At 51.3% G+C, this 22,472-nt stretch carries 22 protein-coding genes and 3 tRNA genes; 17 read left to right on the top strand and 8 right to left on the bottom strand.

From position 1 onward, the window contains the following. Positions 1-4 precede the first annotated feature (4 nt). Together ACKI61_RS08765 and ACKI61_RS08760 are read left to right on the top strand one after the other, a co-directional pair. On the top strand, positions 5-1,009 hold the full coding sequence (locus ACKI61_RS08765) for a polyprenyl synthetase family protein (protein ID WP_407457358.1): 1,005 nt from the start codon (positions 5-7) through the stop codon (positions 1,007-1,009). Between the two features lie 45 nt (positions 1,010-1,054). Further along, positions 1,055-1,127, top strand: a tRNA-Ala gene (locus ACKI61_RS08760). A 102-nt stretch (positions 1,128-1,229) separates the two neighbouring features. On the opposite strand, the gene ACKI61_RS08755 is transcribed toward ACKI61_RS08760, so the two are convergent. Next, complete coding sequence (locus ACKI61_RS08755; RefSeq protein WP_407457357.1) at positions 1,230-1,664, bottom strand: DUF3332 family protein; 435 nt, start codon at positions 1,662-1,664, stop codon at positions 1,230-1,232. 286 nt (positions 1,665-1,950) lie between these two features. On the opposite strand from ACKI61_RS08755, the gene ACKI61_RS08750 reads away from it, so the two are divergent. Beyond that, positions 1,951-3,477 carry an extracellular solute-binding protein gene (locus ACKI61_RS08750; RefSeq protein WP_407457356.1) on the top strand — a complete coding sequence of 509 codons (1,527 nt, stop codon included), beginning with the start codon at positions 1,951-1,953 and terminating at the stop codon, positions 3,475-3,477. 23 nt (positions 3,478-3,500) lie between these two features. Then, positions 3,501-5,309, top strand: coding sequence for a diguanylate cyclase (locus tag ACKI61_RS08745; protein WP_407457355.1), 1,809 nt, complete (start codon positions 3,501-3,503; stop codon positions 5,307-5,309). A 30-nt stretch (positions 5,310-5,339) separates the two neighbouring features. Here ACKI61_RS08745 and ACKI61_RS08740 read toward each other — a convergent pair. The 6 genes from ACKI61_RS08740 to ACKI61_RS08715 all read right to left on the bottom strand — a co-directional run bounded on the left by ACKI61_RS08740 (position 5,340) and on the right by ACKI61_RS08715 (position 10,536). Continuing rightward, positions 5,340-5,413: transfer RNA gene (locus tag ACKI61_RS08740), tRNA-Pro, on the bottom strand. Positions 5,414-5,488: 75 nt separating this feature from the next. Then, positions 5,489-6,214: a hypothetical protein gene (locus ACKI61_RS08735; RefSeq protein WP_407457354.1), complete on the bottom strand. Its 726-nt coding sequence runs from the start codon at positions 6,212-6,214 to the stop codon at positions 5,489-5,491. A gap of 92 nt (positions 6,215-6,306) precedes the next feature. After that, on the bottom strand, positions 6,307-7,755 hold the full coding sequence (locus ACKI61_RS08730) for an esterase (protein ID WP_407457353.1): 1,449 nt from the start codon (positions 7,753-7,755) through the stop codon (positions 6,307-6,309). 136 nt (positions 7,756-7,891) lie between these two features. After that, positions 7,892-8,572 carry an HAD family hydrolase gene (locus tag ACKI61_RS08725; RefSeq protein ID WP_407457352.1) on the bottom strand — a complete coding sequence of 227 codons (681 nt, stop codon included), beginning with the start codon at positions 8,570-8,572 and terminating at the stop codon, positions 7,892-7,894. A gap of 21 nt (positions 8,573-8,593) precedes the next feature. Further along, positions 8,594-8,788, bottom strand: coding sequence for a hypothetical protein (locus ACKI61_RS08720; protein WP_073056062.1), 195 nt, complete (start codon positions 8,786-8,788; stop codon positions 8,594-8,596). 11 nt (positions 8,789-8,799) lie between these two features. Continuing rightward, on the bottom strand, positions 8,800-10,536 hold the full coding sequence (locus ACKI61_RS08715) for a beta-galactosidase (RefSeq protein ID WP_407457351.1): 1,737 nt from the start codon (positions 10,534-10,536) through the stop codon (positions 8,800-8,802). A gap of 221 nt (positions 10,537-10,757) precedes the next feature. Here ACKI61_RS08715 and ACKI61_RS08710 point away from each other — a divergent pair, with 221 nt between their 5' ends. The 11 genes from ACKI61_RS08710 to argS all read left to right on the top strand — a co-directional run bounded on the left by ACKI61_RS08710 (position 10,758) and on the right by argS (position 19,713). Beyond that, positions 10,758-12,095 carry an ATP-binding protein gene (locus tag ACKI61_RS08710; protein WP_407457350.1) on the top strand — a complete coding sequence of 446 codons (1,338 nt, stop codon included), beginning with the start codon at positions 10,758-10,760 and terminating at the stop codon, positions 12,093-12,095. 6 nt (positions 12,096-12,101) lie between these two features. Then, complete coding sequence (locus tag ACKI61_RS08705; protein WP_407457349.1) at positions 12,102-12,707, top strand: hypothetical protein; 606 nt, start codon at positions 12,102-12,104, stop codon at positions 12,705-12,707. Between the two features lie 19 nt (positions 12,708-12,726). After that, positions 12,727-14,049, top strand: a complete 1,323-nt coding sequence (gene miaB, locus ACKI61_RS08700) for a tRNA (N6-isopentenyl adenosine(37)-C2)-methylthiotransferase MiaB (RefSeq protein ID WP_407457348.1) — start codon at positions 12,727-12,729, stop codon at positions 14,047-14,049. A gap of 130 nt (positions 14,050-14,179) precedes the next feature. Continuing rightward, positions 14,180-15,097 (top strand): SPOR domain-containing protein, encoded by a 918-nt coding sequence (locus tag ACKI61_RS08695; protein ID WP_407457347.1) that lies wholly within the window; start codon positions 14,180-14,182, stop codon positions 15,095-15,097. Positions 15,098-15,186: 89 nt separating this feature from the next. Then, positions 15,187-15,270, top strand: a tRNA-Leu gene (locus ACKI61_RS08690). A 23-nt stretch (positions 15,271-15,293) separates the two neighbouring features. Further along, entirely contained in the window at positions 15,294-16,028 is a 735-nt protein-coding gene (locus ACKI61_RS08685; protein WP_407457346.1) for a hypothetical protein, read from the top strand. A 7-nt stretch (positions 16,029-16,035) separates the two neighbouring features. Further along, positions 16,036-16,383, top strand: a complete 348-nt coding sequence (gene panD, locus ACKI61_RS08680) for an aspartate 1-decarboxylase (protein WP_407457345.1) — start codon at positions 16,036-16,038, stop codon at positions 16,381-16,383. Positions 16,384-16,515: 132 nt separating this feature from the next. Continuing rightward, on the top strand, positions 16,516-17,112 hold the full coding sequence (locus tag ACKI61_RS08675; RefSeq protein ID WP_407457344.1) for a hypothetical protein: 597 nt from the start codon (positions 16,516-16,518) through the stop codon (positions 17,110-17,112). 100 nt (positions 17,113-17,212) lie between these two features. Beyond that, on the top strand, positions 17,213-17,599 hold the full coding sequence (locus ACKI61_RS08670) for a LytR C-terminal domain-containing protein (RefSeq protein ID WP_407457343.1): 387 nt from the start codon (positions 17,213-17,215) through the stop codon (positions 17,597-17,599). Then, a complete protein-coding gene (gene rsfS / locus ACKI61_RS08665) occupies positions 17,586-17,999 on the top strand; it encodes a ribosome silencing factor (protein ID WP_173352226.1) in 414 nt (137 codons plus the stop codon). The genes ACKI61_RS08670 and rsfS overlap by 14 nt, the downstream gene beginning before the upstream one ends. After that, on the top strand, positions 17,986-19,713 hold the full coding sequence (argS, locus tag ACKI61_RS08660; RefSeq protein ID WP_407457342.1) for an arginine--tRNA ligase: 1,728 nt from the start codon (positions 17,986-17,988) through the stop codon (positions 19,711-19,713). Before rsfS ends, argS begins: the two co-directional genes overlap by 14 nt. A gap of 196 nt (positions 19,714-19,909) precedes the next feature. Here argS and ACKI61_RS08655 read toward each other — a convergent pair whose 3' ends face one another. Next, on the bottom strand, positions 19,910-21,016 hold the full coding sequence (locus ACKI61_RS08655; protein WP_407457341.1) for a fibrobacter succinogenes major paralogous domain-containing protein: 1,107 nt from the start codon (positions 21,014-21,016) through the stop codon (positions 19,910-19,912). 100 nt (positions 21,017-21,116) lie between these two features. On the opposite strand from ACKI61_RS08655, the gene purU reads away from it, so the two are divergent. Both purU and ACKI61_RS08645 read left to right on the top strand, forming a co-directional pair. Beyond that, the gene (gene purU / locus ACKI61_RS08650) at positions 21,117-21,962 is read left to right on the top strand and encodes a formyltetrahydrofolate deformylase (RefSeq protein WP_073320986.1); all 846 of its coding nucleotides are present in this window, start codon (positions 21,117-21,119) and stop codon (positions 21,960-21,962) included. Positions 21,963-21,971: 9 nt separating this feature from the next. Beyond that, on the top strand, positions 21,972-22,469 hold the full coding sequence (locus tag ACKI61_RS08645; RefSeq protein ID WP_407457340.1) for a hypothetical protein: 498 nt from the start codon (positions 21,972-21,974) through the stop codon (positions 22,467-22,469). Positions 22,470-22,472: the final 3 nt, after the last annotated feature.

The raw sequence follows: 22,472 nt of genomic DNA, 5'->3' as shown, positions 1-22,472 counted from the left end.
TTCGATGGCGCCAAACAAGGCAGATTTTCAGACAGTGCTGTCGCAGGCACGCGAGCTAGTTAAAGAGCAACTCGCACAGACCGAAAAGGTCATTTTTGACGTAGCCAAAAAAGCACCCGCAGGAATCAGTGAAAGGCTAGAATCCCTTTTCAGTCGCAAGGGAAAACGCATTCGCTCCACCCTACTCTGCCTGATTGCGCAGAGCGGGGAGCAAAAGCCAAGCAGCCAGCGCGTGGCACATGCCTGTGCAGGCATCGAGCTTTTGCACCTGGCAAGCCTAGTCCATGACGACATCATCGACGGAACAGATATCCGTCGTGGTCAGAAAACGGCCCATAAGGAATGGGGTACCCAAGTAGCCGTTCTCATAGGAGACTACGTGCTATCGCAGTCGATGCAGTGCGTCATCGACGAGGAATCCCACGACATTCCGACCGTTCTGTCCAAAGCTGCAGACAAATTAATCGCCGGTGAAATTCTAGAACTAGATTACACCGGAGACATGCATCTTTCATTTGAAACCTACGACAAGATCATCGACGGGAAAACGGCATCCTTGATAGCCGCAGCCGCCCGAATTGGAGCAATCCTTGCAGGGTTCGACAAGGAACAAGCCGACCAGTGTGCCGAAATGGGAAGCCACTTCGGCATTGCTTTCCAGATTATCGACGATCTTCTGGACTATGGTTTCGGCAGCAAGAATCTGGACAAGGCGAAATTCACAGATCTTGGCAACGGTCTCATCACGCTTCCGCTGCTCTATTACTTTGCAGACTGCAACGAGCAGGAACGCTCTGAGATGGAGTCACTCATCAAGAACGCGGAGCAAGCCGATGTGCCCGAAAAGATCATCGCCCTGCTCAACAACAAGGACGCTTTCAAGAAGGCCAAAGCCAAAGCACAGGACCATTTGGAAAAGGCGCTCGAAATTGCGGAGAGCCTGCCCGGTTCACAGTTCACCGACGAGATCATCCAGATGTTTTCGTCAATGGACAATCGCGGCAACTAGCTCTTGACAAGATATAGGCTTAATTCTATATTTTCGCGCAATCCTGGGGATATAGCTCAGTTGGTAGAGCGACAGGTTCGCAATCTGTAGGTCATGGGTTCGACTCCCACTATCTCCATAAAAGACCGGAACTTTGTTCCGGTCTTTTTAGTTTGGAATAAATATTCATAAAAAAAGACCCTGGCAAGCCAGGGTCCTTCAAATTCGATCAAGTAAGAAATTACTTGGCGAGTTCGCGCTGAGCAACAACGTTACCTTCGGCGTCAATGGCGCGGATAACGTTTTCATCGCGCTGGAGGGTCAGGACGGCCTTTTCGCCAGCAGCGGTGGTGATTTCAGCAGTCATAGAACCATCAGCGTTCTTGACAGCAGCAATGGTGTTGCCCTGAGCGTCCTTTTCATAGTAGGAGTCGCCGGCAGCGAGCGGGTTGGAGCCAGTCCAGAATTCGACAGTGTTGAGGACGAGGAAGTCCACGAACGTAGCGATACCGTAAACCGGGATCACCCACATCGCGAAGTGGACGATGGAGTTGAGCCACTTGTTACCAAGAGAGCCGTTCCAAGAGAGCAGCTTGTTGAAGCATGCATACTTGCCATAGCAGCCGGAAAGAACGATCATGCCGGCGCAGAGAAGGGTAATGATACCTTTTTTCATTTTATTAACTCCTTAAGGGTTGTTTATCGTTTTTTTACGATACTTGAAATATAACTAAAAAAATATATTTGGCGACCCAAACGCTCAAAAAAAAATGTTTTTTTTGATATTCCGCACTTTTTATAAAAGTTAATATTTATTTACATTCAATCTGGTTTACGGACAATTTATTCCATTTTGGAATATGAAAAACAACATTTGTTAAGTGGTTTTTATCACTTGTACTTTTTTTTTGTTATTTTATGAAAAAATCCGATTTTTATTGGAGCTTAAAGGAGTTGTATTCATGGGTAAAAGATTTAGCGTGTTTAAACTGACAGTGGCAGCAGTTGCCTTAACGGCGGCAAACATTTTAGCAGCACCAAAGCCACTCACCGTTTGGATCATGCCCAACGGAGCCTCCCCCCAAGAGACCCTGGAAAAAAGACTTGACCTGTTTACCAAGAAAACAGGTATTCCCACCAAGGTGCAAGTGCTCGACTGGGGCGAATCCTGGAACCGCATTACGCAAGCCCTTTCAGGGCAGCAAGAAGCACCCGATGTTCTCCAGCTCGGTACAACTTGGATCCCCTATTTTGCATCGCGTAAAGAAATCAAACCTTTGAATGCAGAACTTTCAAGCATCCACCCCGAAAAGTTTGTTCCCGTCAGTTGGAACACGACCCACATAGATGGCGACACGACCATCTACTCAGTACCGTGGTTTATTGATATACGCGCCATCCTAGCCAACAAGAGAATCCTTGCAGAACACGGGATTACCAAGGATTTGGTGAGCACCTACGAAGGTTTCACTAGGGCTGTCCGCAAGATCAACGCCAAGGACGAAGTCCTAGAAGACGGAGCCCATGTTCGCGGTTACGCCTTCCCAGGCAAGAACGACTGGAACATTCCACATAACTTCGCCCCGTGGATCTGGAGCAACGGCGGAAACTTTATCACAAAGGATTCCTCCGGCAAGTGGCACGCCAACATTCTTTCTGAAGAAACCCTGCTTGGCATTTCCAGCTACCTGCACTTCATTCTAGATACGCTGGTCGCTCCAGAAGCATTGCAGACCAACACGGCCCAGATTGCCCAGCAGTTCAACAACGGCGAACTAGCCTTCATCGTGAGCACCTCCGAAATCGTGATGCAGACCCGCATCCACGGTAACCAGGGAGGACTTTCCAACGCGCGCATCGGTTCCGACAGCGTGATGGTGATTCCCATTCCCAAGGGCAAGACCGGTAGCGTAAGCTTTATCGGCGGTTCGAACCTGGCCATCCCCGCCAACAACAAGAGGAAGGAAGCTCTCGACCTACTCCTGTTCCTGACGAATGACGAGAACCTCGATGCCTACACCAAGCAGATTGGTTTTCTGCCGCCGTCGAGAAACGTGCTCAAGACTTGGTCCGAAGACGAAAACTACCGAGTCCTTGTACGCGCCCTCGAAACGGGCAAGACCTATGTCGCCATTCCTGAATGGGGCGACCTGGAACAGCTTTTCGGATTCATGTTCAGCACCATCTGGGAACAAATGGAAATTCCCTCGCTCTACTCCGAAGACAAGCTGTACGAAATCTTCAAGCAGTATACCGTTGAAATCGACAAGAAGCTGAATTACCCGACCACCAACATCATGACCGCAGCCGAGTTCAAGACGGCTTGGAACAAAGTTACCGAAACTACTGAGCAGCAGGACACCCTAGGTGCTCCGAAGGACAGCACAAATGAAGCCGTAAGCGACAACATGAAAAAGGCACCGTTTGTCTTTATCGTTGTCCTTATCCTTGGATTCATCTTTGCGTTTGTGCGAAAGCGGAAAAAGTAATCCTCTTTTGAAGTTCTACGCCTATGCATATTGAGACTCTATCAGGTTTTTCTCGAAGCATCGTCTTCAAGGTGCTTATCGTATTGATAGTTTCCATGACCCTCGTGGTCACGGGAAGTATCTTTATATTCAATTCCAAGCAGTCTAACCTGATGTTGGAGTGGAGCTTCAACAACAACGAGTCTCTACTGAACCAGATTTCTAATATGGCGACCAGCGAGATGAAGCAGTTCGGAGACCGCCTCACCCTTCTGGCAAAGACATCTGAAATTCAGAGCATAGATCCGACCATTGCCGCTAGTTACCTGAAGAGCTTCAACATCTCTTCGTTGTTCATTTCAGGCGAAACAGTCACCTTGTACGACAAGGATAATCAGTTCATTTGCGACAATTCGATGTTAGGGATCCCGACCGAATCTCCCTACCCCATCGACTTTTCGCGAATCACTCCCCACAGGCCCTATGTGACCCCCTGGTACAGAGATGCAAAAGACGCACCCCCGAAAAGAATCTTCGGAATCAACATTTCAAATCGCGCTACCGGTGACGGATCTCTGATTGCGAGTTTTTCACTCCGCAGACTGTGGACTACATTCCCTAATTACAAGATTGGTAGGCGCGGGTTCCTGATTGCGGTCAACGGACAGGGCGAAATTCTTTACCACCCTGACTTGAAGCGATGGCTCACGGACTCCCACAAAATTTCTGAACTTGGCATCAAGGACATTGATCCTCGCAACTACAATGTCACCAAGGCGCAGTTCCAAAAACTTTCCGACAATCAAAAATACCTGGTCAACTACAACTATGACGCCAACTACGACTTCGGTATTTTCTCGTTCCAGCCACAAAGCGAAATTGACCAGCTGATCGCGTCTGCCACACAGGCAAGCATCGCCATCTTGGTGGTATCCATCCTGATCATTCTCATCGTTGCAACCTGGATGTTCTTTGTACTTGGCATTCCGCTGAACCGCATCATTAAACACATCAACTTGATAACCAAAGGCAATCTCGACATTCCAGAAATTGACATTGGACACCGCAAGGACGAACTTGGCCAGCTTGGTGTTGCGTTCAACTCTATGCACGGCACCATCAAGCGCCAGATTCAGGAACTGAACGCCCACAGGGACATCCTTGAACAGGAAGTCCGCGAGCGCACCAAGGATCTAGAACTGGCAAACCAGAAGCTCGAACGCATTTCGAAGACCGACGAACTCACGGGACTCCCGAACCGTCGCGACATGAACGAGACGATTGCGAACGAAATCGGACGCGTACAGCGCACCCACAAGCCGTTCTGCTTTATCTTTATCGACATTGACCACTTCAAGAACATCAACGACACCTACGGCCATGCCTGCGGTGACGTTATCCTGAAATCGGTCGCACAGACGATCCGTGGCCTGCTTCGCAAGTACGACGTATTCGCGCGCTACGGTGGCGAAGAATTCCTGACACTTCTCCCCGAGACTGACCTGGAAGGGGCGGCCGTCGTCGCCGAACGTTTCCGCAAGCAGATCGAGAAGATGACCGTCCGCTACGCCGACTTCACCATCAAGATTACGATTACGCTGGGTGTCGCCAAATACGACGACCGTCTTGGAGCCGACCGAAGCATCCAGATGGCAGACAAGGCGCTGTACCAAGGTAAGGAAAGCGGTCGAAACCGCGTGATTGTATGGGAACCGGAATGGGTGACGAACGCCGACTACGAAGCTGCAGCCATTGAGCAGGCCGCCCAGAAGAAGAACTCAGAAAAAGCAAGTGATGTCCAGGTTAGCCTAGATTACCTTGGCGAAAATAAAGCAAACAAGGAAAACGCATAAAAAAAATCCGCCAAAAGCGGACTTTTTTCATCGGGATGACTGAATTCGAATCAGCGACCTCTTGAACCCCATTCAAGCGCTCTACCAGGCTGAGCTACATCCCGTTGGTTCATTGGTGGGACAAAATTAGTTAAAGTCAGGCTTTTTTGCAAGGCTCAAGCCTCAAAAAAGCCATTTTTTTACTTCCAGTAGCCAACGATCAACACCGAGGGAGTGGCCTGCGGATACTTTTTGCTCTTGAAAGAGACAATCTTGCGGATACTCTTCTGCTTGAGTTCCCAACCTTCGCGGGAAAGGCCCTTGGTAGAAAGCGTCACCTTGAGTCCCGGAACCTTGCCGCCCTCCTTGATCTGGTCAAGCTTGTCGACATTCAGCATCACGGGTTTGGCAGACATCGAGAACTGCTTGGCCGATTCGGGATCAAGCGTCAAGTCGGGGCGATTTTTCTTGTCGGTCTCCCACACATAGAACGTCCATTCACGTTTTTCGCCCTTGGCATAGTAGCCGGCGTCAAAGAGCTTTTCGCCGAAGAAGAACGGGACCTTCACGATGCCGTCCATATTGGCGGTATAGGGTTTTCCGCTCGTATCGACAAGCACCACGACCGGCTTGATTTGACCTTCCATATCGGCAGTGTTAAGGTCGAACTCTATAGTAACAGCCCCCTTAGCCGGAATCGTTTTCGGGAACTTGAAATTCGACATGCCGTTCCCCTGACCAAACACGTTTTCAAGAACGATCTCTTTGCCCGTTGTGTTTGCGCCCTGCAGCACGATATGCTTGGTATCGCCCTGGTTCAAGACGCCAATCGGGTAGTTTTCGGGAACAAAGCGAATGGACTCGTCGGCTATCGATACCGATGTCCCCGCCAAAAAAGCCACTAGAGCAATTGTTTTTAAATTCATGACTACAATATACAAAAAAAGACTGCCTTGAAATACAAGAAAGAAGCCCTCCCGCAGTAAGCAGGAAGGCCTCTTTAGGTGTTTAGGATTTTTTAGAACTTGTTGAAGAATTCCCAAGTGGCCTTTGGTACCCAGGACTGCTGCTGGCCAGGATCCTTGTGATCCCAGATGTGGCCTCCACTCTGCGTGCACCAGCGGACCGGGAAGCGTTCTTCGACCGTCGTGTAGTCGTAGCACTTGTGAGCAGAATAGGGTTGAGCTTCTTCGGCGCGTTCGTTTTTAGCCCTGCCGCCCTCGGAGTTGAGCGTCAAGATGATGTCGCGGGCACTACGCCCCATTTCCGGAGTGCAAAGATTGTCGTCAAAGCCAAGCACGCCCATCCAACCTATACCCTTGTTCTGACGCTGCGGAAGCCAAATGTTGCGTTCGGCAGTCTCGTACACGGCCACAGCGCGGAGAACATCCTGGTGGTTCCAAGAAAGTCCATTACTGAACATGGAGCCGTAGCTGAAGCCCGTTGAGAACACACGGGAAGAGTCTATGCAAAGGTTGCTCTGCAAATCGGCCAGAAGTTCGTCAAAGAGCAGGTAATCATCCTGGCCCCACGGGGCCTGGTTTCCGTTGCCTTCGGGAGCGACAAAGATAGCAGTCTTTTCGGTGTCGAGCGGTTTTAAGCCATAGTAACCTTCTTGCTGCACGCCACCGGCCCAGCAGCCCATGCAGTGCATGCCGAAGATGAGCTTGTACGGTTTCTTGTTGTCGTAATTGTCGGGAATATCGATACGGATGGTACGCTTGCCCTTGCTCCACTGGAACTCGTAGCTACCATTTTTCACGCGATTCCAAGTCTTGCCACATCCGCGCGTCGGAACCGGTGCATTTTTCAAGCCCCATCCATAGGCATACTGCGGTTCGGGTTTCGTAAGCTTTAGCGTCAGGTTCGTGTCGAGATTTGCAAGCTTAACTGTCAAAGTATCAAAGCCATCGGCAATCACGCGGAGTTCGTCTGATTCAACAACTTTCTGAAGCGCGTTTTTGACATTTGCCGACTTTTCGCCAAAAGAGGCTCCGTAATTTCCGTGCGAAGTAAAGCGAATATTTCGCTGAGCACTCCCAATTTTAACATGGGCATAATAGGCCCCCTGTGCCTTGACGCAGGCCCGCAAATCGAGTCTTCCCGATCCATAAAGGGTCTCCTTCAAAAGGCGGTTGCCCATCATGTCAAAGATCTGCACCTGAACAGGTTCACTCGAGCGCTGTGAAAAGGAGAGTACACCGTTATTCACACTGATGTAACCGGGCAACACTCGCCCAAGAACGGCCTCGGGTATAGAATCGTTCCCCAAAGATTCCGCTTGATGCAGGGAAAATTCTCCCTTGAAGTCCGTTGTTGTCGCAAGCCCCTTCTGCAATAGCTGCACCAAGGCTCCACTTACAGACGCCCCCTTTTCATCGCTCACCTTGCCCGATACCGTAAAGGCATGCGCCGACACGGCAAAGGCACAAGCTAGAGCAAGTGATTCCCAAACACTTTTTCTCATAAAAGCTCCTTTATTTCGCTTGCTTTGTTTCTATAAACTATCTTAAAAAAAAGCAAAAAACACCCTATGGGAATAGGGATTCTATGGATAATTCGTCATAAATTTGTTGACGGAATTTTACTTTGCGATATGCGTTTTACCCAGAAATGTCCATTAGCAGATTACACATTTCGGCGTAGCTTTTGACCACATTCTCCGGGGCAAGCGGGAGCAAGTTCACCGGCTTTCCGAACCCGCAGAACAACGTAATGCAGTCGACGCCGGCATTGCGGGCGGCCAGAATGTCGGGCTGGTCGTCACCCACCATCACGGTTTCGGCGGGAGTGACACCCGCGGATTCCATAATTTTCAACAAGCCCGCGGGGCTAGGCTTGCGTTCGGGCGTGGTGTCGCCGCAGAGCACGAATTCAAAGCGGTCGCGGAGCCCAAAATGTTCCAGCAACTTGAATGTCGGGCGCTCCGGCTTGTTGGTAAGCATGGCCACGCGGGCGTGCGTGTTGCGCAGGAATTCGACAACGCCCAGATTCGGGAGCGTGCGCTCGGTGCAGTGTTCCCAGTAAAAATCCGAATAGACCTTGTGAACCATTTCGACTGTAACGCCCGTGCGGGCAATGATTTCCGGGAGGGCCGCCTCCCCCATGCTCCGCTCGATCAGCTTCATGGAGCCGTTCCCGATAAAGGTCCGCACCCGCTGTTCGTCATGTTCCGGCAAGCCGAAATGGGAGAGCGCATAGTTCACCGCCACGGCAAGGTCGCCGAGGGTATTGAACAGCGTGCCGTCCAGGTCAAACACGATGAGGGATTTCTTTTGGAGCATAGCGCGCCCAAATGTAGAAATTTACCGCAAGAATTCCATTTCGACCAAGAAACGGTAAAAGCAAAGCGCCGACACGCCCAAGATGAACACCAGCACGATTACAAACTGCACCGGATGCTCCCGGAAACTGTAATCCGCCTTGCCGTAAGAGAACTGCCCACGGACAATCGCACTGATGAAAAGCGCCAAGAAGATTAAGGCTAGCAGAAGGGACATAGAAGAGTGCGTTATCGGGACTTCAATAGTAGCTTATTATTCCCCTGGAGGCCGTCGTTGTCGAAGCGGACGGTAGAATTCTTGCCGCTCTTGTAGGCATCTTCGCTCTCGTAGAGGGAGAGCGCCACGGAAACGCCAGGCTGGGTTGCGAGATTCGCCTCGCCCACCGGAACATCGCTGCCGAACGTGAACTGCTGCGAAGCGCCGTCCTTGAAGGAAGCCTTCGGAATGCGGATGGTTTTGCCCAACTGCGCGATGGCCGCGCCTGTGCTGTCCACGAATTCCGCCACCAAATAGACATCGAAGAAACAGGGCGCCACGCCGGTGTTCTTGACGGTAATGCTCAGCGTGTTCGTCGCAGCATTGCCCACAGTGGTGTCGGCAGACTTTCCTGCAGTTGATGCCGCATTATCAGCCCCCGCGATAATCAGCAACTCCGCGCGCGTCACGGTAAAGTTGTACCCGATGACCTTACTCATGGAATCGGCCAGCGCCTTGTTGTCCTTGTAGAAATAGTAACCGCAGTCATTGTCCTGGTCCAACACGTAGTAGGTCAGGTGCGCTGTGGTAATCGCATCCACCCAGCGTTCCGCAGTCCACTTCTGGCTGCCTCCGGGAATCAGGTCGTCGTAGGTCAGCATCGTCCTGTAACCGGCGATGTTTTCGGCGATAGTCGGGAGGTTCGCGTTGTATGCCCGCAGCAAGGTATCGGGCCTGCCGGGAATGCCAATGAACCCATCGTCTCGCTTGGTAATGCCGAGGTTGAGCGCATGCGTATAAACATCGCCAAAACCGTTAGAAGGCAGCACCAGCTGGGTCTTCTTGAACACGGACGCATAATAGTCCAGCATGTCCTTCAGCACCGAGTCGGCGGGCATTTCGCTCCCCAATATGTGAGACGTGTGCCATTCGCCCCATTCGCCAAAAGTGCGGACATCGATGTATTCGATACGCGGGTCGCCATCGTATTTTTCGGCCAGGGCCTTCGCAAACTCCTTCGCCGCTTGCAAATAAATCGGGTCATCCCAGACGGGAGCATACGCATGGTATTCTGTCCCGCGCAAGTCAATCTGGATTTTCTTCGCGCCCATCTCGTAGACAAAGGGCGGAGTCCAATCGTAATCCTCCTGGGGCGGGAAGTCGCTCTTGATAAACGAAGGGGTGTATGGCAGCACGCGCAAGGCGTAAGTCATGTTGTGCTCGGCAAGTGCGTTCAGCAGTTTTTCCAGTTCCGTCCAGTCATAAACGCCCTTTGCGGGGTTCAGCTTGTTCCACTGCTGGTAACCGGAACCGTACGAAACCAGGTCCCACGCCCTGTTATTCAGGGAACCGTAAGGGCCGTATTCAAATTCCGGGACAAATGTCCACGCGCCACCCGTCGGCACCGTGAAGCCCTTGTGCGGGTTGGAAAGCGGCCCGTCGAAAGGCTTGAGCGCGTAGGTGATTTTGGTAGTGTCTGCTTTGATTGCGACGGAGGTGTCGGCGATGCTAGAACTTGAGCCGTTTGTATCAGCAACCGAATTGCTAGACAAAATTTCTGCCGACGAACTCGGCTGAGTGACAGACGAAGACTGTGCGACATCCGAAGAACTGCCAAACAAAACAGCGGATGACGAACTTGATTCTTCAACAAGAATTGCACCACCTTCACCGTTCTCAGGGGCAGAACTGCTCGCATCATCACCACAAGCCGCAAAGAACAGCGTCGCGGCTGTCGTCAGAAAAATTTTTTCAAGACTCTTAGCCATAATTTAAGTATAGTAAAAATATTTTCGCGAGCACTGGGGCATTACAGAATCCCCTGCGATTCGGTCATGACAAATCACACAAGCATGAACGTCGATTTTCGCTCAAAAAACGCCACTTTTTCAAGAATTCCCTTGAAAAAGTGTATTCAATCACACAAAAGTGGGTTGAAAAAGTGCATTAAAATATTGATTTATCCCTTGAAAAAGTGTATATTTAGAGTATGTTCAAGCGAAAAATCCTGAAAGAATTCGAAAAATGGAAAAATGGCGGGGGCAAGAAAAAAGCTCTTGTCGTCAAAGGTATGCGCCAAATCGGCAAAACATCCAGTGTACTTGAATTCGCCAAGAGTCACTACAAGCATGTGGTCTACGTAAACTTTAAAGAAAACGACAGTGCGCGCAAAATTTTCGATGGCGACTTCAATGTCAATCGAATGACAATCGACCTGTCAGCCCTGCTACCCGATGCTCGCTTTGAACCTCAAAAGACCATCATCATTTTTGACGAGATTCAAGAATGCGCAAACGCCCGCGCAAGTATTAAACCATTCATGGAAGATGGTCGCTACGATGTCATCTGTACGGGTTCACTCCTAGGAATAAAGGGGTACAACAAGAAAAAGGGCAAGGGCGTTCCCACCGGATTTGAGCGAATCATTTACATGAAGCCCATGGATTTCGAAGAATTTCTGTGGGCAAAGGGCATTGACGAAAAAGTCATTGATTATCTAAAGGAATGCTTCAACAACAAGAAACCCGTCAGCGAAGCCACGCACAACGCCATGCTGCGCTATTTTAGGGAATACCTCTGCGTAGGAGGCCTCCCATACATCGTTTCCAGATTTGTCGAGACAAACGACATGAACGTTGTTTGGCAGGAACAGCAGGACATTCTCGAAGAATACAAGGACGATTTCGGCAAACACCTTGACGAAGATGAAAACGAAGAAATTGACAGGACGCTTCTAGGAAGAATTAACCGAGTATTCGATTCCATTCCGGCACAACTTGCCAAAGAGAACAAAAAATTCGTTTATTCTTCACTTGAAAAAAAAGGTCGTTCTGAAGCATACCAAAACGCAATCCAATGGCTTTATGATTGTGGCATCATCAATCTATGTCACAACCTTACAAACATATCCACACCACTAGATGGCTACAAAATTGAAAATACTTTTAAAATTTACATGCAAGACTCCGGACTGTTCGTCGCGATGCTCGAAAAGGGATGCGCAGCAAAAATCCTTAGCGGAGACTTAGGATTCTACAAGGGCGCTATTTACGAGAACATTGTCGCAGACTGTTTCTCAAAGCAAGGACGAAACTTATACTACTTCCGCAAAGATTCCGGCCTTGAAATTGACTTTGTTGAAACTATTGCGGGCGAAACAGCTTTAATCGAAGTCAAGGCGACCTCGGGGCAAACCAAGTCAGCAAAGACCATCTTGCAAAACGAGAATTACGAAGTAGACATCTGCTACAAACTTTCAGAAAATAATGTTGGCGTTGTCGGGAAAGTTGTAACTCTGCCATACTATATGACGATGTTCCTGGAATAAAAAGCAATGAAAGAAATTCTTTTACTCTTTCCGTTTTATATACTACTAATCGGATGTGCAACAGGTTCATCCAATTCCCACATCATTACAGAATCTGACAATAAGAAAATCGTCACAGTCAAATCATTCAATCTTGATATAAACAGGTATTCATATCCTATGGCTTTCGAAATGAAAGATGATAACGACAGTACGCATGTATATAGGAATCATGGATTTTGCTATGACAACAAAAGAGACGAAATCATCATGAGTCCGTTAGAAGGATGGGACGGAAATTCCAAAAATCAAATTATTGCAGTCCAGCGAGAATCTATCAACATTTGCAAGACAAATAAAATTAAAAGTCCTGATGTCATCACTGAAGATAATGGATTAAGAAATGGTATTATCGGCTTTGGACTGGGATTTGGAATAACATTTGGTTCAATCTGTTCAATTAACATTGGTGGTGCGTTACTTTTGGGAGGTCTAGTAGGAACAGGAACCGGAATTATTGGACTAGCCACAGGAACCCCTGGCGACATTACAGGAGAACATGAATCTTGTGTAGACAATTTTGCCAACGAACAAGAAGAACTAAATTTTTTGAATAATTATCGCTGCCTTTAATTTTTCTATCTTTGCACGCATGAAAAAATACCACTTGGCCACATACGGCTGCCAGATGAACGAGTATGACTCGGCGATGATTGCCCAGGAGCTCGACATGTGCGGTTGCGTCGAGACGAGCAACCAGGAAGATGCCGACTTTATCATCGTGAACACCTGCAGCGTGCGCGAGAAGGCCGAGGAAACCGCCATCGCGAACATCAGCAAGCTCAAGTACCTGAACAAGAAGAACTCCGACGTGAAGGTGGTCGTGTGCGGCTGCATGGCCAAGAATCGCGGGCCGGAACTTTTGAAGCGCCTGCCTAACGTGAGCTACATCGTGGGCCCGGACCAGTACAAGAAAATTCCGGAACTGCTGCTAGGCGACGCCAAAAGCCCGTTGCACCTGACTCACCACAAGATGTTCATCGACGAGGATCTAAGCGAGAACTACCTGGGCGAATATGCGAAGCTCCAGAACGACTTCAGCACGTTCGTCGCCATCCAGCGCGGTTGCAACAAGCGCTGCAGTTACTGTATTGTGCCGTATCTTCGCGGGCCAGAAAAGTACCGCGACATGGAAGATGTTCTTGCCGAAGTCCGCAAGGCGGCCGACAGGGGCATTACCGAGGTGACGCTCCTTGGCCAGACGGTGAACGCCTACAAGACGGAAGGCGGCAATTTTGCCGACCTGCTCACGAAGGTTTCTGAAATCGGGGGCATCCGCCGCATCCGCTTTACGAGCCCGCACCCGAGGCACTACACGAACGAACTCATCGACGTGCTGCTGAACAACCCGAAGGTCTGCCACTACGCGCACATTCCTATCCAGAGCGGCTCCGACGCCATGCTCAAGAAGATGCGTCGCCAGCACAACATGGAGCAGTACCTCTCGATTATCGAGCAGCTGCGTAGCAAGGACCCGTTCTACGGGATTTCAACGGACGTAATTTGCGGTTTCGTGGGCGAAACGGAAGAAGATTTCGAGCAGACACTCAAGGCTTTTGAAACGTGCCAGTTCGACTCAGCCTTCATGTTCATCTACAGCCCGCGCAAGGGAACGGAATCGTACAAGGAAGCGGAAACACTCACCGAGCAAGAAAAGCAGGAGCGCCACACGCGCCTGGTGGAACTGCAGAACGCCATCACGCTCAAGCGCAACCAGATGATGCTCGGCCGCACCGAGGAACTGCTGGTGGAAAAGAACTCCGTGCGCGACGAGACGGAACTGCGGGGCCGCACCGACAACTTCAAGAAGGTTGTGTTCAAGCCGGAAGTTGGCCAAATTGTAAAGCCCGGCGACTACGTGAAAGTGAAGCTGGACGACATCCGCGGGTGGACGATCCGCGGGACGCTGGTGTAAGATGTGGGGTGTGAGGTGTGGGGTCGCGCCTTCGGCGCTTTGAGGTATGAGGTATGAGGTGTGAGGTGTGAGGTGTGGAGTGTGAGGTGTGGAGTGTGGAATGTGCAGTGAGAAGTGCGAGGTGATGAGTATGAAGTTTTGGAATATTCGCGGGATTGCGTTTGCATTGCTTTCTGTTTTTGCAGCAAGTGCATTTGCGCAGACGATGGCAGATGCACAGAAGGCATACGTTGCCGGCAACTGGAAAGAAGCCGCCACCGCGTACGAAAAGGCTTGCCCTAACGAACCCAAAGAAAAGCAGGCCGAATGCTACCTGTGGAATGTTCTCGCGTTATCGCAAACGGGAGATGTTCAGGCTTTCAAGACGGCCGGTAAGCGGCTCGACTCCCTGATTCAAAACGTGAGCCCGCAGAACGCCATCTACGCAGACCTGATGATGACCAGCGCCCAGTTCAGGCTGTATCTTGGCAAATATGAAAAGGCCGCCGAGGACCTGATTCATGCCATCGAAACATCGCAACCTCACCAGGCAGTCGTGCTTCAAAAGGTGTGTTCCGCCGTCAAGGCAAAGATCCATTCGGAAGCGCTCAACGAGCGCTGCGACCTGTTGAGCAAGCCGGATTCGCTTAGCGCAATGCAGGCTAAACTCCAACAGTCCAAGGAACAGTCCGAGCCGACAGTCTCCGACACCACCAAAGTGAAAGTTCCCCAACAGGCGGTGGCAGACAGCGTTAAAACCGCCAAACCGGCACCTGCAGTCGAGCAAGCTAAAGAACAGCCCAAGGCGGCCCCCGCCGTAGCACCCGCCGCCACAGAATACTGGACGCTTCAGCTGGGCGCTTTTGGCACAAAAGCCAACGCCGACTTGCTCGTGACCAACCTTAAAAAGCAGAAAATCACCTGCACCATCATAGAACAGCCCCGCGGCGAAAGAATACTCTATCTGGTGCAGACCGGCAAATTTGAAACTAGGGATCAGGCGGTCGACTTCGCTGCAAGCAAACTTGCCCCCCTCAAAATCGAGTATCAGCCGCTCCTGAAAAGATAAATTTGCACATAATATGCACAAAATGGGTATTTTTCGCTTATTTACCCTGCAAAAAAGCGAAAAGTGTTCTATATTTGTGCAAACCCCGGGCCGGGGTGGTGAAATTGGTAGACGCGCCGGACTCAAAATCCGGTACTCGCGAGAGTGTGAGGGTTCGATTCCCTCCCCCGGCATTACAAATTGAAGGATGAAATTAATGGCGAATTGGTGCAAGATTCTCTCTACGGTGTTGCTGTGCGGCTCCATTGCGTTCGCCCAGTTTGACGACGAATCTTCCGAAGATTCCTATTCCTACGGGGCATCTGCCGAATCAGATGACGCCTTTGCCGACAACGACGGCGAAGAAGCCAGCGTTGGTGAAGCGAGCGCATCTGGAGACGAATGGCAGGGCTTCAATTACGAAGAAATGGGACTTACCCAATGGGAATTCCAGCAGGCAAAGCAGGAAGGCCTTTCTAGGGACAAGCTCACGCACCTTGTTGAAATGGGTGTGCGTCCTTCTGAATATCTGCAGAAACCCTGGGAAAAGCTTGGCGTTTCCGAAGACGAATGGCTCGCCCAGCGCTCTGGCGGATTCGAAGATGCCGACATTGACCGTTCTTACCGCAACAACGCCGGCGAACAAGGCTACGCCTACCTTTCCTTGCTAGTCCCGTCGCTCTACCAGTGGCACAAGGATCAGTCCATGAAGGCCATTTGGATTGACGCTCTCTGGGTAGGCAGTGTTGGTGCAACCGTTTATCTGGCTGTTGACGGAAACAGCGCCTGGTGGTACGGCTTGCTCTTTGTGGCAGGCGCACACATCTGGTCCTTTGCAGATGCATTCTTCAGCACCCAGTGGGACAGCAACCCGGACGCAAACCGTTTCAGCTACGGAATCCTCCCCACTCCCGAAAAAGGCGTTGCTGGATTCTTCAACGTAAAATTCTAAGCGCATCATGCAGCTGGAATTACTCAAAAGCAAAATTCATCGCGCAACCGTAACCGACGCCAACCTCAACTACGAGGGTTCGATTACCATTGCCCGCGATTTGATGGACGCAGCAAACATCCTCCCCTTCGAAAAGGTCGGCGTGCTTGACGTGAACAACGGCAACCGCCTCGACACCTACGTCATCGAAGGCCCCGTCGGTTCCGGCGTGATTTGCCTGAACGGCGCCGCAGCCCGCTTGGTCCAGCCGGGAGACCTGGTGATTATCGTTGCCTATGCGACCATGAGCGAAGCCGAAGCCAAGTCGTGGAAGCCGACCGTGATTCACGTGAACGCCAAGAACGAAATCGTTTAGCGCCGTAAGCTGCACCTAGTTGGATAGCTTCTCCACAAAGAGGATAACTCTACTAAGGCAACAAGTTGCCAAGTATCGTATAGCTACGCTCGCAATGCCGTCATTCCAAGTTCTAATTACTATATTCCTAGCATGCGGTCGTTGTTGCTGACAATGGTATTCGTTGTATTTGCTTTTGCTGCCTCTCCCGTAAAGGCAGACCCAGCTATTGTTTCTACAGCCCAAAAAGACTCTACCCTTGCAAAAAACGCCCCCAAAGACACCATTGTCGATACGGTTTACATCGTTCCCGACGACGGCATTCCCTGGAACCGCGAGCATTTTGACCCAGAGCGCCTGGTGCGGCACGAAACATTCGACCCCGCACTCAAAGTCGCCTATACTTACTCGGTGAGTTTCATGGGAGGAACCTTTGGGACTTTCGCCCACCAGAGCTACATGGCGCACCTCGCTTATGAATTTTCGCCAGAACTTCATTTGTACGCAAACATGGGACTCTGGATGCCGCTATATTCGAATTTTCGATTCGGCACGCCGATTGCCAAGGAAGATGTGCGGCAAGGCAATGTCGACGTGGTCATTCCAGATGTGACTCTTGAATACAAGCCCAACAACAACATGACATTCAGGCTCATGCTCGTAAACGAGAACGACGCCTTCAAGGCGTACGGACCTTACCGTCACTTCTACGGCGGATGCCCGTGGAGAACGCCTTATTATTGCCGATAAGCAGAATGACAAGCAAGGAGCATTTTTTCTAAATTTTAACCGAAAAATGTCCTTGATGTACACCAAAACATTCCATTTCTCTTTCGCCGCAATAGCCTTGATGGCTACATTGCTTTTTACGGGTTGCGAAGAGGAACAAAAGAAGGCGCCGGTAGAAAAGGTGGTGCGCACCTACAAGGGCGATGTCGAGGTGCTGAACAGCTGCGGGATGCAGGGTGCTGCAGCCAAGATGCGCTCTTACCTGCGCGAAAACGGCTTTGACATCGTGAGTTCTAGAAACGATAGATTACAGAACTACGACGAAACCGTATTGGTGCTCAGGAACCCCGAGTGGGAAGGCGCCAAGGCGCTCGCCCGCGCGCTCAAGACGAAGAATGTACTCGTGGTCCACAGCAGCCGCGCCGTCGTAGATGCCGCCGTGTACATCGGCAAAGACTTTGAACAAATCATAGAACCCGAACAGGGAGAAACAGATGACAACGAATAAGCAAGAACTTCCCCAGTCCGTCCAAATGGGCGCAAGCATTTTGTTTGAGCTGCGCGCCCAGAACGTGCAGTTGATTGATTTGCGCGGCATCAAGGATGTCACGGATTATTTCCTCGTGGCAACCTGCGAAAGCGAAGCCCAGATGCAGGCAATTTTGAACGAACTGCGCAAGGAATTCAAGGCGAACAAGCTCCCCTCCGTGGGTGTGGAATACAAGGAAGGCGTGCGCTGGGCAGTGTTCGATGCCGGCCTCGACCTGATGGTTCACCTGTTCGAAGAAGAAAAGCGTAACGAGATTTCGCTGGACCGTCTCTATGCTGACGGCAAGATTGTGGAACTCGACGAAAATGACTTTGTAAAGACCACCGACAAGAAGGCCGACGACAATGAACTCGTTTGAGCAAGAAATCGCAGAGGCGCTCGCCGCCACAGGATCCTTCGAGAAGGAAGCCGCACTCAAGCTTATCTCCGTGCCGCCTGACACCACCCACGGCAACTTCACCATTCCGTGCTTTTCGCTCGCGAAGGTGATGCGCAAGGCCCCGAAGATGATTGCCGAAGACCTGGCCGCACAGGTGAAGCTCCCCGCAGGGCTTTCGAAGGTCGAAGCCGTAAACGGCTACCTGAACTTCTTCATTGACCGCGGATTCCTCGCGAAGTCCACTCTTGAAGAAATCGCCGCCAAGGGTTTGGAATATGGTCACGCGGCACCGAACGGGAAGGTGGTCTGCATCGACTTCAGCTCCCCGAACATCGGCAAGGAACTTGCCTTCCACCACCTGCGTTCGACGATGATTGGAAACTCCCTTTCCCGCATCTACAAGGCCGCTGGCTACAAGGTGGAACGCATCAACCACCTCGGTGACTGGGGAACCGCATTTGGTAAACTGATTGTGATGTACCTGCGCGAAAATCGCCCGACGGACGACGCCACGCTGGATAGCCTCACCGTGAAGGAACTCAACATTCTTTACGCCGCATTCTCCAAGGCATCTAAGGAAGAGCCTGGCCTCGAAGACGAAGCCCGCGCCGCATTTACCAAGCTGGAACAGGGTGACGAATTCTACCGCAAGCTCTGGACCGCCTTCCGCGCCGCAACGCTCAAGGAACTCATGCGCATCTACGACATGATGGGCGTGGGTTTTGACCACTACACCGGCGAATCCTTCTTCGAAGACAAGATTCCGGCCATTCTCGACGAACTCCGCGAAAAGAACCTGATGGTCAAAAGCCAGGATTTGGACGTGGTGATGCTCGACGAGTTCGACCTGAACCCTTGCCTGATCCGCAAGAGCGACGGTTCTACCTTGTACGCCACCCGCGATCTCGCCGCCGCCTGCTACCGCAAGAAGGAATACAACTTCGACAAGTGCCTCTACGTGGTGGACCTGGGACAGGCGCTCCACTTCAAGCAGGTGTTCCACGTACTCAAGAAGATGGGCCGTGAATGGTACAAGGACATGTACCACATTCCGTTCGGCGTGATTCTGCAGCTGGTGGACGGCAAGTGGGAAAAGGGCAAGACCCGCACGGGTACCGCAAGCCTGCTTCGCGACGTGATTGAAGCCGCCCAGAAGAAAATTCTTGAATTCATTGACGAGAAGAATCCGAACCTCGAGAACAAGGAACTCATCGCCCGCCAGATCGGCATTAGCGCCCTTACCTTCAACGACCTCAAGAACAGCCGCCTGAAGGACGTGCGTTTTGACTGGGACGCCGTGATGAGTTTCGAAGGCGATACCGGTCCGTATGTGCAGAACGCCCACGTGCGCCTGTGCAGCATCATGCGCAAGGCCGGCATTGAACGCGCTGACCTCGCCGCCGCAATCAAGGACGTGAACTTTGCCGAACTCGGCGACGATGCCGCTTACAGCCTCATCAACATTCTGTCGAAGAAGGGCAAGAAGATTCTGGATGCCGTCGCCGGTGACGAACCCAGCGTGCTCGCCCAGTACGCCCTTGAAATCGCGGAAGCCGCACACAAGTTCATCCACGAAGACCGCGTGCTCGGGAGCGCCGAAGAAAAATCCCGCCTGTTCCTGGTGCAAGCCACGCAGATTGTGCTTGAAAACGTGCTCGACCTGCTCGGACTCTTCCCGATTAGGCAGATGTAGCAGCGCCGAAGGCGCTGCAGCTGCGAGGCATGAGCTCGGGCCTACGGCCCTTCGGGCTCGCCTTGCAAAGCAAGGCTTTGAGCAAAAGCAGAAAACGAGAGCTTTAAAGCTCTCGTTATTCATTTATACGTTTCCCAAAGCGAAGCGCCCCCATAACTCAAAGGGAGCCTTGGCGACCGACCTCATACCCCTAAAACTAATTTCCGTTGATGCAGCGGACGGAATAGGCGTTGGTCTTGCTCGGCACCAGCTGGCGAACCATCTGATCGCTCATGCGGCCCATGGCCCAAATCCAAATGGTTTCGTTGCGGCCGTTCTGTGCAGACCAGAAGCCGGCATATTCACCCATGTCTTCGTAACGAACGATAGACTTACCCACCATCTTACGGTAGCCCGAAGAGAAAATGGAGAAACCGTATTCGTCGGTACCGCCACCGCCCTGCCAACCGGTGGTAGCCTTCATCTTGTTCGCAAACTTTTCGCACTTGTCCACACCGTCATAGCACTTGGTGAGGCCGGTCAGCAAATCCATCCATTCGCGGTCGCGCGGCAGATGCCAGCCTTCGGGACACGCCTTGCGGGCACCTTCCAGGTCATAGAGACGGCCACCGCGGGCACAGTAGGAATCCTTGTCTTCGTAGCACCAGGAATGACCTTCCACATTGTAGTTCACGTTCTGGGCGAACCATTCGCGGCCTTCAACCTTGATGGTGCGGTACACCTGGCCATCACGCGGATCCTTGACCATACCGGACACGTCGCGAAGCGATGCACGATGTTCCTGCTCGGCTCGGCGGTACTCCACCACCTTTTCGCGGCGGTACTTTTCACGCCCCTCGATACTGTTAACCCAAGCTTCCTGAGCCTTGGCATTTGCAAACTTGATTCTCAAGTCGCCCACGGCATAGAGTTCATCGCCACAGGCCAAGTCGACACCGGCGATGTTGATGATGAGGGATTCTCCACCATAGTCGCGCGGCTTGTTGAAATAGGAAATCCACGCTTCCATGGTCTCGTTGCACTTGGCGTAGAAGTTTTCCTTTTCGATCTTGGCTGCAGGAACCGTCATGTTGCCCGCCACCGAGAATACGAACAAGCTATCCTTCACCTTGAACGATACCGGTTGCACTTCCTTGTAGTGGGTGTACTTGCCGAAACGGATGTTGCCTTCGATTTTTGCGGCAGCATAATCGCCCTCGCCTTCGGCATTGTAGATGGCGTCCCATGTCTTTTGTGGAACCGCGAAAGCGTCGACTAGAGCGAGGCCACAAACAACGGCAAAAAAAGACTTTAGAGAGAACATTTGCATTATCTTTCCCTTCTTGAAAAAACTAACGATGAAAAGGTAGCATTTTTTTCTTTTATTCGGGATAAAGTCGTGTTAGTTTTTATAATTTTGGGCTATGGCTATTACCCGTTACATTTTGCAGATTCATTGCCCCGACCAAAAGGGACTTATCGCCGGAACCACGCAGGTGCTTGCCAAGGCAGGCGCAAACATCGTGGACTTGCAGCAGCATACGGCAAAAGATATTGAGACATTCTTCCTTAGAGCCGTTTTTGAAGCCGATTCCGAAAACATCGAGGAAGTTCGCAAACATTTGGAAACGCTCGAAGGGCACCTGCACCTGAACTGGAAACTGTTCGACACCACCAAGATCGAGCGTGTCGCCATCTTCGTATCGAAGACAGACCACTGCCTTTACGACCTGCTGCTCAAGAGACGCGACGGCGACCTCCCCTGCGAATTCAGCTGCATCGTGGGAAACCACCCCGACCTGGGCCCCGTAGGGGGCACTTTCGGAGTTCCGTTCTACTATGTGCCGAGCAACCCGGACAAGAGTATTCCCGAAAACCGCTTTAGGGAAATTATCGCCGAAACCAATACCGACACCGTGGTTCTCGCCCGCTACATGCAAATTCTGAGCGAAGCGTTTACCGAAGAGTTCAAGTACCGTATCATCAACATCCACCACGGGTTCTTGCCCGCATTCAAGGGCGCGAAGCCCTACCACCAGGCCTGGCACAAGGGCGTAAAGATCATCGGCGCCACGGCACATTTTGCCACCGAAGACCTGGACCAGGGCCCCATCATCTGCCAGGATATCCAGCGCGTGCCCGAGACGGCAAGCATTGACGAACTGGTGGAACTTGGCAAGGATATCGAAAAGCGCACCCTTTCTGCCGCCCTGAAACTTTGGCTGGAACACCGCGTATTCGTTTACGCAGGTAGAACATTTATCCTGTAGGAGCACCATATGTCCGAAGAAAACCTGAACAACACAAATTCCGTTGAATCAGAAGTTCCGGTGAATGCAGCCCCCGCTGCAGACACCCCCGTTGAAGAAATCGCCCCGGCAGAACCCTCCGCTGCCGAACCGGCCCCGCAAGCCGCCACGCAGACTCAAGTGATTGTCCAGCGCGAAAGGGGATTCGCCCATTATGTGGGCTTTGCGCTTCTCTGCTTTCTGTGCATCACCTTCTACTTCATCCCGGGCATAGCACTCACCTACGCCATCAGCCTGATTCCGGGCATTTCTCTAGGCACCATTGCCGCCTGGACATTCAGCGCCATTTTGAGCGTGATTGCATGGGTCATCTTCAAGCTGAAGATCAAAGGATTCAAGAAGTCTTTCTACTTCTACATCGGACTCTGTGTGCTGGTGACGATTCTTTTGATAATCATCGAAGTCCTCACTGAAGAAACTAATGTGTTCTCCAACATCTTTGGCCTTCTCTGCGGAGCAAGCGCATAACCT

The sequence above is a fragment of the Fibrobacter sp. genome, assembly GCF_045601785.1.
Lineage (GTDB): Bacteria > Fibrobacterota > Fibrobacteria > Fibrobacterales > Fibrobacteraceae > Fibrobacter.
Note: the sequence above shows the minus strand (reverse complement) of the source record. Positions and strands in the feature narration are given on the sequence as shown.

Coding starts and splice junctions, on each gene's coding strand:
- ACKI61_RS08765 (WP_407457358.1), top strand. CDS start 5: ATGGCGCCAAACAAGGCAGATTTTCAGACAGTGCTGTCGCAGGCACGC.
- ACKI61_RS08755 (WP_407457357.1), bottom strand. CDS start 1,664: ATGAAAAAAGGTATCATTACCCTTCTCTGCGCCGGCATGATCGTTCTT.
- ACKI61_RS08750 (WP_407457356.1), top strand. CDS start 1,951: ATGGGTAAAAGATTTAGCGTGTTTAAACTGACAGTGGCAGCAGTTGCC.
- ACKI61_RS08745 (WP_407457355.1), top strand. CDS start 3,501: ATGCATATTGAGACTCTATCAGGTTTTTCTCGAAGCATCGTCTTCAAG.
- ACKI61_RS08735 (WP_407457354.1), bottom strand. CDS start 6,214: ATGAATTTAAAAACAATTGCTCTAGTGGCTTTTTTGGCGGGGACATCG.
- ACKI61_RS08730 (WP_407457353.1), bottom strand. CDS start 7,755: ATGAGAAAAAGTGTTTGGGAATCACTTGCTCTAGCTTGTGCCTTTGCC.
- ACKI61_RS08725 (WP_407457352.1), bottom strand. CDS start 8,572: ATGCTCCAAAAGAAATCCCTCATCGTGTTTGACCTGGACGGCACGCTG.
- ACKI61_RS08720 (WP_073056062.1), bottom strand. CDS start 8,788: ATGTCCCTTCTGCTAGCCTTAATCTTCTTGGCGCTTTTCATCAGTGCG.
- ACKI61_RS08715 (WP_407457351.1), bottom strand. CDS start 10,536: ATGGCTAAGAGTCTTGAAAAAATTTTTCTGACGACAGCCGCGACGCTG.
- ACKI61_RS08710 (WP_407457350.1), top strand. CDS start 10,758: ATGTTCAAGCGAAAAATCCTGAAAGAATTCGAAAAATGGAAAAATGGC.
- ACKI61_RS08705 (WP_407457349.1), top strand. CDS start 12,102: ATGAAAGAAATTCTTTTACTCTTTCCGTTTTATATACTACTAATCGGA.
- miaB (WP_407457348.1), top strand. CDS start 12,727: ATGAAAAAATACCACTTGGCCACATACGGCTGCCAGATGAACGAGTAT.
- ACKI61_RS08695 (WP_407457347.1), top strand. CDS start 14,180: ATGAAGTTTTGGAATATTCGCGGGATTGCGTTTGCATTGCTTTCTGTT.
- ACKI61_RS08685 (WP_407457346.1), top strand. CDS start 15,294: ATGGCGAATTGGTGCAAGATTCTCTCTACGGTGTTGCTGTGCGGCTCC.
- panD (WP_407457345.1), top strand. CDS start 16,036: ATGCAGCTGGAATTACTCAAAAGCAAAATTCATCGCGCAACCGTAACC.
- ACKI61_RS08675 (WP_407457344.1), top strand. CDS start 16,516: ATGCGGTCGTTGTTGCTGACAATGGTATTCGTTGTATTTGCTTTTGCT.
- ACKI61_RS08670 (WP_407457343.1), top strand. CDS start 17,213: ATGGCTACATTGCTTTTTACGGGTTGCGAAGAGGAACAAAAGAAGGCG.
- rsfS (WP_173352226.1), top strand. CDS start 17,586: ATGACAACGAATAAGCAAGAACTTCCCCAGTCCGTCCAAATGGGCGCA.
- argS (WP_407457342.1), top strand. CDS start 17,986: ATGAACTCGTTTGAGCAAGAAATCGCAGAGGCGCTCGCCGCCACAGGA.
- ACKI61_RS08655 (WP_407457341.1), bottom strand. CDS start 21,016: ATGTTCTCTCTAAAGTCTTTTTTTGCCGTTGTTTGTGGCCTCGCTCTA.
- purU (WP_073320986.1), top strand. CDS start 21,117: ATGGCTATTACCCGTTACATTTTGCAGATTCATTGCCCCGACCAAAAG.
- ACKI61_RS08645 (WP_407457340.1), top strand. CDS start 21,972: ATGTCCGAAGAAAACCTGAACAACACAAATTCCGTTGAATCAGAAGTT.